The sequence below is a fragment of the Sphingomonas sp. SAFR-052 genome (assembly GCF_051965015.1).
Lineage (GTDB): Bacteria > Pseudomonadota > Alphaproteobacteria > Sphingomonadales > Sphingomonadaceae > Sphingomonas.
Genome location: NZ_JBQCMO010000009.1, coordinates 160323 through 170367 on the forward strand (window position 1 = coordinate 160323; position 10045 = coordinate 170367).

The following is a 10045-nucleotide window of genomic DNA, read 5'->3' on the forward strand; positions in this document are numbered from 1 at the left end:
TCCGGCCGCGATGGAACCAAGTCGGGCCGTGGGGCGGTTGCGCCGCTCGACAATAGTTTGTGAGAGCGTTCATGGGTATAGCATCGGCACTGGGTTTCGGCGGACGCAAGGTGCGCTATGCGATCGTGGGCTTGGGCGACATTGCGCAGGAGGCGCTGATGCCCGGCGTCGCGCATACCGGCAATTCGGAGATCACCGCGCTGGTATCGGGCGATCCCGAAAAGCTCGGCGCGCTGGGCGAACGCTATGGGGTCGCGGATCGCTATGGCTATGAGCAGTTCCCCGAATTGCTGCGTTCGGGCACGATCGACGCCATCTACCTCGCCACCCCGAACTGGCGCCATGCCGAATTCGCGGTCCCGGCGCTGGAGGCCGGCATCCACGTCCTGTGCGAAAAGCCGCTCGACGTCTCGGCGGAACAGGCGCGCGCGATCATCGCGGCGGCGGAGCGCGGCGGGGCGAAGGTGATGACCGCCTATCGACTGCATTTCGAACCGGCGACGCTCGATGCGATCCGGCGGATCCGGGCGGGTGAGCTGGGTGACCTGATCGCCTTCACCGCCTGTTTCACGCAGATGGTCGACCCGGCCAATCACCGCGCGACCAACGGCATCTGGGCCGGGCCGCTGTTCGACATGGGCGCCTATCCGATCAACGCCATCCGCTATCTGTTCGGCGCGGAGCCGCTTGAGGTCGTGTCGGCGATCGGCGTGCGGCATGCCGATGCCGGCTTCGGCGATCTCGACGATACGATCGCGGTAACGCTGCGTCTGCCGGGCGACCGCCTAGCCCAGTTCACGGTCAGCTATTATGCCAACAACGTCGACAGCCTAATCATCGCCGGCACCAAGGGGTCGATCGAGATGAACCCCGCCTTCGGCTTCGGGCAGGGACTGGAGCATCACCGCCAGATCGGCGAGGAGCGCACCCACAAGACGTACAAGGAAACCGACCAGTTCGGCGGCGAGCTGCGCTACTTCTCCGACTGCATCCTCCACGAGCGCGATCCCGAACCCGATGGTGAGGAGGGGCTGGCCGACCTGCTGGTGATCGAGGCGATCGTCGCCGCGCTCAAATCGGGCGGGCGGGTGCCGATCGAGCCGCTGGCACGGACCCGGCGGATCGATCCCGATGCGCAGGAGCAGACACTGCGCGCGGTATCGGCGCCCGATCCGGTCAATGCCGCCTCGCCGACCGGGGCCTGACGCTTCGATGGCGTCGCACCCCGATCCCGCCACGCCGCTCGCCGGTCACGTCGCGGTCGTCACCGGCGCCAGTTCGGGCATCGGTCTGGCGGTGGCCGAAGGGCTGGCGACCGCCGGCGCGGCGGTCGTCGTCAACTATCATTCGGACAACGCTTCGGCCGACACGCTGGTCGATCACATCCGCGCGGATGGTGGACGTGCGATCGCGGTTGGTGCCGACGTGTCGGATGAGGCCGAGGTCGCGCGGCTGTTCGATGCCGCCGCCGACGCCTTTGGCCGGATCGACATATTGATCGCCAATTCGGGACTGCAAAAGGATGGGGCGATCGCCGACATGACGCTCGACGACTGGAACACCGTCATCGGCGTCAACCTGACCGGCCAGTTCCTGTGCGCGCGCGAAGCGGTGCGCCGCTTCCGTGCGCAGCCTGCGGATCGCCGCCCGGCGCGCAGTGCCGGATCGATCGTGACGATGAGTTCGGTGCACGAGGTGATCCCGTGGGCGGGGCACATCAACTATGCCGCGTCGAAGGGCGGCAGCCGCATGTTCACCCGGTCGCTGGCGCAGGAGGTCGCCGCCGATCGCATCCGCGTCAACGCCATCGCCCCCGGCGCGATCCGCACCCCGATCAACCGCGAGGCGTGGGACAGCGACGAAGCGTTGGAGAAGCTGTTGCGGCTGATCCCCTATGGCCGGATCGGCGAGCCCGACGACGTCGCCCGCGCCGCGGTCTGGCTGGCGTCGGATGCGGCCGATTACGTCACCGGCACCACGTTGTTCGTCGATGGCGGCATGACGCTGTACCCCGAGTTTCGCGACAATGGTTGAGCCGCTCCGCGCGATCGGCGACCATGGCATCATCGGCGATCTGGAGACGGCGGCGCTGGTCGCGCGCGACGGCACGATCGATTATCTGTGCTGGCCCGCGCTCGACAGCCCGACGATCTTCGCCGAACTGCTCGATGCCGAACAGGGCGGGGCGTTCACCCTGCAACCCGAACTCGACGATCCGCAGCACCTGCAGCTCTACGTGCCCGACACCAACGTGCTGCTCACCCGCTGGATGGCGGAGGACGGCAGTGCCGAGGTCACCGACCTGATGCCGCTGGCCGAGGCGCGGACCCGCCCCGATTTCGACGCCCGCTGCCTGATCCGCCGAGTGCGAGTGACGCGCGGGACGGTGCGCTTCTCGGTGCGCTGTGCGCCGCGGTTCGACTATGCCCGAATCGTGCCGGCCGTGACGACGGAGGAGGGGGGCATCTGCTTCACCGGCGGGGAACAGACGCTGCGCCTGTTCGCATCGATCCCGCTGACCGCCGAGGACGGCGCCGCCACCGCCGATTTCACCCTATCTGCGGGCGAGGCGGCGTGGTTCGTGCTCGGCGACGATCTACGCGCATGCCCCAGCGACGACGCGATCGACTTCGTCACCGCCACCACGACCGATGCGTGGCGACGCTGGACGGCGCAGTCGACCTATCGGGGGCGTTGGCGCGAGGCGATGACCCGGTCGGTGCTGGCGCTGAAGCTGCTGACCTCCGCCCGGTACGGCTCGATCGCGGCGGCGGCGACCTTCGGCCTGCCCGAGGCGACCGGGGCGGGGCGCAACTGGGACTATCGTGCGACGTGGATCCGCGATGCGTCGTTCACCGTCTATGCCTTTCTTCGTCTCGGCTTCGTGGCAGAAGCGGAGCATTTCAATCGCTGGGCGGCGGCGCGGGTCATGGATGCCGGTCCTGACCATCCGATTCGCATCATGTACGCGATCGATGGTTCGGAGGCGGCGGACGAACACGAACTGCCGCATCTGGCGGGCTATGCCGGCAGCCGCCCGGTACGCATCGGCAATGCGGCGCATGCGCAGAGCCAGCTCGATATCTTCGGCGAACTCCTCGACAGCGTCTACCTCTCGAACAAATATGGCCGCGCGATCGACCATGAAGGCTGGCAGCATGTGTGCGGCATCGTCGACCATGTCATCGCCCATTGGCAGGAAGCCGATGCCGGCATCTGGGAGATGCGCGACGAACCACGCCATTTCCTGCATTCGCGGCTGATGTGCTGGGTGGCGCTCGACCGTGCGATCCGGCTGGCCAAGAAGCGCTCGCTGCCGGCACCACTCGTCCTATGGGCCGAATGTCGCGACGCGATCGTCGACGATGTCTGGACCAATTTCCGCCATCCCGAACATGGCTATTTCGTGCAGGAACGCGGCGGGCACGAGCTCGACGCCGCGCTGCTGATGATGCCGCTGGTCCGCTTCGTCTCTTCGACCGACCCGGTCTGGCTGAAGACCCTCGACGCGATCGGTAGTGAATTGCGCGACGACGGGCTGGTCTATCGCTACCGCAATGCCGACGGGCTGGAGGGGGGCGAGGGGGCTTTCACCACCTGCACCTTCTGGTATGCCGAATGCCTCGCGCGCGCCGGGCGAATGGACGAGGCGCAGATGATCCTCGCCAAGGGCATGGCCTATGCCAATGGGCTCGGCCTGTTTTCGGAAGAAGTCGACCAGCGCGGCCTGCCGCTCGGCAATTTTCCGCAGGCGCTGACCCATCTCGCATTCATCAGCGCCGCCTTCTTCATCGATCGCCGGCTCGACCCGTCCTACCGCCCCCATTGGGAGCCGTGACGCCGGTTCGGCCGATCCGACCCAGCCCTACCGCGCCGGTGGCAGCCACGCCGGTTCGAACGTCGGCTCCCGCGGCTTGAGCGGTGCCAGATTGCGCAGCGCCGCGACGTCGCGCAGGTGAAAGCGATGTCCCTCGCGCGCGATCAGCCCGTCGTCTTCCAGCCCGCGGATCGTGCGGTTCACATGGACGGGGGTCAGGCCCAGCAGGTCGCCGATCGCCTCCTGCGTCAGCGGCAGGACGAACCGGTCCGCCTCGACCTCGCCGATCGCGCTCAGCCGCAGGTGCAGGTCGATCAGCAACCGGGCAAGCCGCTCGCGCGCCGATGCGTTGCCGGTCGTCGCCAGCGTATCCATCAGCGCCAGCCGCTCCATCTGCGTCGCGATGATGAACAGTGCGGCGAGGCGCGGCGCATCGACGAACAACTGCCCAAACCGTTCATAGGGGACGAATGCGGTGACGGCTTCGGTGATCGCAGTCAGCGTATCGGCAGCGCGCGGCAACACCATGCTCGGCGTGCCCAGCATGTCGCCGGGCAGATGGACCTTCTGGATCAGCCGATCGCCGCTGCGCAGTACGATCGACGAACTGACCCAGCCCCGGATATGGAGGTGGAAGCCGCGGATCGGCTCGCCCTCGCGCTGGAACGTCTCGCCCTTGCGGTGCACGATCTCGGCATCGCCCAGCGTCGACAGCGTCGTCTCCTCGAATGGCGTCAGGTCGGCAAAGGCCCTGTACCGATGCAGGGGATAGCCCAAACCCGTTCTCCCGTTCGCTCCCGCCGTTTCACGCGATTACCGCGTACCGCGTCAACCGCCCTTGATACTGATACAGATCAAGCGGCACCGCCGATTTGACGATGTACGTTCGCGGTGTTTAGGAAATCGCAACCCGATCCTGCGATAAGAGTCAGGAATCGTGCCAGTATCGCCGCAGTCGGAACCTTTGATGATGCGTCCAGTCCCTTCGTCCGGTCCGCGCCGCGCTCTGTGCCGCTTCGCACCGCTGTTCCTGCTCGCGCTTCTGCCCGGTTGCGGCGGAGGCAGCACGCCCAGCAGCGGGACGATCGTCACCCCGACCCTTACGCCTGCGCCTTCGCCGACCCCGACACCGACCCCCACCCCCACACCGTCGCCCGTCGCTACCGCGAACGAGCCGGCGACCGGTGCCGATTTCACGACCTCGGTCGCGCAACTCTATGCCGCCGCGCCCAACATCGCCGCCTGCCAGGCGGGACAGTTGAAGCCGGCGGTGGGCGCGCGGGTGCTGGCGGTGCTCAACGACATCCGCGCGCGTCACGGCCTGCCTGCGGTCACCTATGCGATGGCCGACGAAGCGGCATCGATGCAGTCGGCGCTGATGATGGCCGCGAACGGTCAGTTGAGCCACACGCCGCCCACCGACTGGAAATGCTATACCGGCGCGGGCGCGACTGCCGCCGGGCAGAGCAACATCTATCTCGGCTATGGCTCGGGGCTGCGCTATTCGCAGGATGCCGACATCATGATCGGCTATCTGACCGATGTCGACAATCTGATCGCGAACAATATCGGCCATCGCCGCTGGCTGCTCTATCCGTTCCTGTCCAGCGTCGCCTATGGCCGGGTGGCGGGTGCGGAAGCGACCCGGGGGCGGGTCGACGGTTCGTCGATCAAGGTCATCAATACGACCCAGAACACCGCCGGCCCGCTGCCCGACTTCGTCGCCTATCCCTATCAGGACTATCCAGCGCGCTATTACGCGACGGGGGCGTTGCTGTCGTTCAGCGTCATCGCCGACAAGACCCGCAATTTCGGCGCGAATGCGCAGGTCCGCTTCGCCAATGCGACCATTACCGTCCGGCCGCGCGACGGGGCGGCGCTGACGGTCGGCAACATCGCCTATGACAATGACGGATACGGCCTGTCGAACAACCTGCAATGGAGCGTGGCGGGGCTGGCGGCGAACACAACCTACGACGTGACGATCGGCAACGTCGTCGTGGCGGGGGTGCCCAAGACCTATAGCTATTATTTCCGCCTGACGCCCTGAACCTTGCCCGCGGCCTTGGCGTGGCGGATGATCGGCCGGCCATGTCGGAACCCAGATCTCCGCTGCTAAAGGACCTGCTCGGGCCGGATGCGATCGCGACCATCGCCGATGCCGGGGTCGCCGCCTCGCCGCGGTTCGACCGCGCCGCCTTCGTCGCGGCGGCGCTGGCGGGTCTCGACACGCTGTCGGTGATGCAGCGGGTGCGTCATATCGCCGATGCGCTGCACCCTGCGCTGCCGGCCGCGTATCCCGCGGCGCTCAATATCCTGCGGGCGATGGCGCCGCGCCTGACCCATGCGTTTCAGGCGATGGCGATCACCGAATATGTCCCGCGCCACGGCCTGTCCGACGTCGACCGGTCGCTGGCGGCGCTGGCCGATCTGACCCGGTTCGGCAGCGCCGAATTCGCGATCCGCCCGTTCCTGGCGCAGGATGTCGTGGGCACGCTGCGCACGATGCGGCAGTGGAGCCACCACGAGAACGAACATGTCCGCCGCCTAGCCAGCGAAGGCAGCCGACCGCGGCTGCCATGGGGCAGCCGCATCGCCGCCTTCCGGCAGGACCCGACGCTTGCCGCGCCGATCCTCGATACGCTGCGTGCCGATCCCAGCGTCTATGTCCGCAAATCGGTCGCCAACCATCTGAACGATATCGGCAAGGACCGGCCCGACTGGCTGGTCGCCCACCTGTCCAACTGGTCCGATGCAGACCCGCGCACGGCGTGGATTATCCGCCACGCGCTGCGCTCACTGGTGAAGCAGGGCGATCCTGCCGCCCTCACGCTGCTCGGCGCCAGTCACGAGGCGGAGTTGGTGGTGGATGGCTTTACGATCGCGCCAGCAGCGGTCACGTTGGGCGAAGCGATCACCCTCGACGTGCGGCTCCGCTCGACCGCGTCGGTCGACCAGCGTGTGGTGGTCGACTATCGACTCCATTATGTCCGCCCCCATGGCAGGCGCGCGGCCAAGGTGTTCAAGCTGAAGACCTTCGACCTCGTCGCAGGCGCGACGGCGACGCTGACGACCAGGCAGACGATCCGCAATTTCAGCACACGCCGCCATCACGCCGGAGATCACGTCGTCGAACTGCTCGTCAACGGCAAGGTCCGCGCCACGGCGGCGTTCGCGCTACGGGCGCTGTCGGTCCCGCCGGCGGCGTGACCCGTCGGCGATGACCGTCAGAAGCCGGGCACCCGAACCCGCACCCCGAGGAAGTAGAAGCGTCCATACGGACTGACCGGGTAGGCGGACAGGTTTCGGTAGGGATCGACATTGGTGAGGTTGTTGACGCCGCCATAGAAGGAGAAGCGGTCGGTCGCGTCGAGATTGAACGCGATATCGTGCACGAACGCCTCCTTGGCCAGCCCGCGCGGACCGGCGATGGTCATCGGATCGACGCCGTCGCGGATCTCGACCCCGGCGATATATTGCGCATCGATATATTGCAGCCGGTAGCTGAGCGACACCGGCCCGCGGCTCACGCTGACCGAACCGGCGCCGGAGAATTCCGGCCGGCCCTGCTCGCGAAGTTCGGGATCCAGCGCGGACGGGTCGCCCGGATCGAAGAACCGGTCGACCTTCTGCGTCCAGTTGCCCGTCGCGCGCAGGTTGAAGCGGGTGTCGCCAATCGAGAAGCGATAGGCGATGCTGGCATCGACCCCGGCCGTTTCCAGTCGGCCATAGTTCAGCTGCGTCTGGCGCAGGAAGTTGAGGCCGAGGAAGGTCGCCGACGCCGCATTGCGGTTGCGGGTGAACAGCGCGCAATACTGGTTGTCGAGCGTCGCGCTGTCATAGCAGCTGTCGACGATATCCTGCGCGCTGACGGCGGCGATCGCGTCCTTGATGGTGATGTTGTAATAGTCGGCGGTGAGCGTCAGTCCCGGCACGAAGCGCGGTTCGACGACGACGCCGGCGGTATAGGTGTCGGCGGTTTCCTCCGACAGCCCAGGATTGCCACCGGTGGTGCCCGAGAAGCGAGCGGTCAGCGGATCTTCGAAACCGGCGGGCAGGCCGTCGGCGATGCAGTTGGCCTGTCGCCGAGCCGGATCGGCTGCGCTCGAGATATTGGCCACGTCGCACGGATCGGCGGGCCGGAAGACCGTGCCCTATCGCCAAGGATCCTGTGACCCTGCGCGGCTACCGGGTGATGGCCCATGTCCTCGGAACGCCGACCGGCAACGACCGGATGCTGTATGAGGAGAAGGACGATACCTTCCAGATGTCGATCGCCCGGACGACCGACGATCGCTATGTCTGCATCACCGTCCAGAGCACGGTCAGCGACGAACAACGTTGCGCCCCGGTCGAGGCGCCAAATGCGTTCACTGTCCTCGCGCCACGCGCGCGCGAGTTCCGCTATGGCGCGGATCATCTGAACGGGCGCTGGATCATCCGGACGAACCGGAACGCCAGGAATTACAAGCTGGCCGTGCTGCCCGACCGGGATGTGCCGCGCGGCGTCGCCGCGTGGCGCGACCTGGTGCCGGCTAGCGAAACGGTCTTTATCGAAGACTTCAAGCCATTTGCCGGCTTCGTCGCGATCGACCAGCGGGCAGGGGGCAACCGCATGATTCGCCTGCTGACCGATGCCGGCCGCTCGATCCCGGTCGTCGCCGATGAACCCGCCTATCGCATGGGGCTGTCGACGAACGAAGAGCCCGACACGCCGTGGGTCCGCTATAGCTACAGCTCGCTGGTGACGCCGAGGACGACGTTCGAGATCAACGCCGTGACCGGTGAGCGCAGGACGCTGAAGGTCACGCCGGTGCCGGGCTATGATCCGGCCAACTATGTCACCGAACGGGCATGGGCGCCGGCCCGCGACGGGACGCGCATCCCGGTGTCGCTGGTCTATCGCAAGGGCGTGAAGCGCGACGGCACGGCGCCACTGTTCCAATATGCCTATGGCAGCTATGGCTATTCGACCGATCCCTCGGTCGATCCGGGCCAGATCGGGCTGCTCGATCGCGGGGTGGTTTATGCCATCGCCCATATCCGCGGCGGGCAGGAAATGGGGCGGCGCTGGTATGACGACGGCCATCTGCTCAACAAGAAGAACAGCTTCACCGATTTCATCGACGTGACTCGATATCTGGTCGCGCAGAGATATGCGGCGCCGGGGCGGGTCGCCGCGATGGGCGGCAGCGCCGGCGGCCTGCTGATGGGGGCGGTCGCGAACATGGCGCCGCAGGATTACCGGGTGATGATCGCGCAGGTGCCCTTCGTCGACGTCGTCACGACGATGCTCGACGCGTCGATTCCGCTCACGACCTTCGAATATGACGAATGGGGCAACCCGGCGAACAAGCGCTATTACGACTATATGCTCAGCTACTCGCCCTATGACAATGTGACGGCAAAAGCGTATCCGGCGCTGTATGTCGGCACCGGCCTTTGGGATAGCCAGGTGCAATATTACGAACCCGCCAAATGGGTCGCCAAGCTGCGCGCGACGAAGACCGACAGCAACCCGCTGTTATTCCGTACCAATATGGAGGCGGGACACGGCGGCAAATCGGGTCGGTTCGAGCGCCTGCGCCAGAATGCCGAATGGCAGGCGTTCATGCTGGCCGAGCTCGGCGTTGTGAATTAGGAGTGTCGGGCCGGCGGGGCTGGCTTCCGGTACCGGCTCCGGAGAACCCGCCGTTCAGAAGGCAGCGCCGGTCGAGAGACCGGAACGGGTCGCGTAGCGCATGCAACGCTTGGCATTTGCGAGTGAGCGAGCATCAAGTTGCATCGGATAAGGTTCTGTTCACACGCCACCGGTTTCGCGCTGCGGCGCAGTGGCTTCCGGGGGGCAGTGATCGCCGACGGCACACTGGCGCTGCATCACCATTGGTGGTGAGAGGATTTGACGGCACGAACATGAGGATAAGCGGGCAGGGCGCTGTCGGAATGAGGTTGGGGTGCTACCGACGGCGGGTAGTTGGATGAACGTTTCTGTTCAGACGATGACACCGTTCGCTCTTCGCCTCCGTCTAGATGATCGGAGTAATGCCGGAACGGCTTCGTTGAAGTGTTGATCTGGCGACGATGCTGGTTCTGGCTGCAGAAACAAAGAAAGCCTCGAACGCTGCAACGTTCGAGGGTGAACAATTTAAGTTGGTTGCGGGGACAGGATTTGAACCTGTGACCTTCAGGTTATGAGCCTGACGAGCTACCGGGCTGCTCCACCCCGCG

At 66.1% G+C, this 10045-nt stretch carries 7 protein-coding genes, 1 tRNA gene and 1 pseudogene; 6 read left to right on the plus strand and 3 right to left on the minus strand.

Annotated elements, in window-relative coordinates; translation table 11 throughout:
• The first annotated feature begins 71 nt into the window (after nucleotides 1-71).
• From ACTHQV_RS15635 to ACTHQV_RS15645, 3 genes are read left to right on the plus strand one after another with little or no spacing between them, the layout of a single operon-like run.
• The gene (locus ACTHQV_RS15635) at nucleotides 72-1205 is read left to right on the plus strand and encodes a Gfo/Idh/MocA family protein (RefSeq protein ID WP_440491564.1); all 1134 of its coding nucleotides are present in this window, start codon (nucleotides 72-74) and stop codon (nucleotides 1203-1205) included.
• A gap of 7 nt (nucleotides 1206-1212) precedes the next feature.
• Nucleotides 1213-2034: an SDR family oxidoreductase gene (locus ACTHQV_RS15640; RefSeq protein ID WP_440491566.1), complete on the plus strand. Its 822-nt coding sequence runs from the start codon at nucleotides 1213-1215 to the stop codon at nucleotides 2032-2034.
• Entirely contained in the window at nucleotides 2027-3838 is a 1812-nt protein-coding gene (locus ACTHQV_RS15645) for a glycoside hydrolase family 15 protein (RefSeq protein WP_440491567.1), read from the plus strand. The genes ACTHQV_RS15640 and ACTHQV_RS15645 overlap by 8 nt, the downstream gene beginning before the upstream one ends.
• A 27-nt stretch (nucleotides 3839-3865) precedes the next feature.
• Here ACTHQV_RS15645 and ACTHQV_RS15650 read toward each other — a convergent pair whose 3' ends face one another.
• Entirely contained in the window at nucleotides 3866-4594 is a 729-nt protein-coding gene (locus tag ACTHQV_RS15650) for a Crp/Fnr family transcriptional regulator (protein WP_440491568.1), read from the minus strand.
• Between the two features lie 190 nt (nucleotides 4595-4784).
• Between ACTHQV_RS15650 and ACTHQV_RS15655 the strand changes: the two genes are divergently transcribed.
• Nucleotides 4785-5867, plus strand: a complete 1083-nt coding sequence (locus ACTHQV_RS15655) for a CAP domain-containing protein (RefSeq protein WP_440491570.1) — start codon at nucleotides 4785-4787, stop codon at nucleotides 5865-5867.
• A gap of 41 nt (nucleotides 5868-5908) precedes the next feature.
• Nucleotides 5909-7027: a DNA alkylation repair protein gene (locus tag ACTHQV_RS15660; RefSeq protein WP_440491571.1), complete on the plus strand. Its 1119-nt coding sequence runs from the start codon at nucleotides 5909-5911 to the stop codon at nucleotides 7025-7027.
• Nucleotides 7028-7044: 17 nt separating this feature from the next.
• On the opposite strand, the gene ACTHQV_RS15665 is transcribed toward ACTHQV_RS15660, so the two are convergent.
• Nucleotides 7045-7938: a TonB-dependent receptor domain-containing protein gene (locus ACTHQV_RS15665; protein ID WP_440491573.1), complete on the minus strand. Its 894-nt coding sequence runs from the start codon at nucleotides 7936-7938 to the stop codon at nucleotides 7045-7047.
• Between the two features lie 35 nt (nucleotides 7939-7973).
• Between ACTHQV_RS15665 and ACTHQV_RS15670 the strand changes: the two are divergent.
• Nucleotides 7974-9458, plus strand: a pseudogene (locus ACTHQV_RS15670) (S9 family peptidase); the annotation flags it as partial.
• A 510-nt stretch (nucleotides 9459-9968) separates the two neighbouring features.
• Here ACTHQV_RS15670 and ACTHQV_RS15675 read toward each other — a convergent pair.
• A tRNA-Met gene (locus ACTHQV_RS15675) sits at nucleotides 9969-10045 on the minus strand.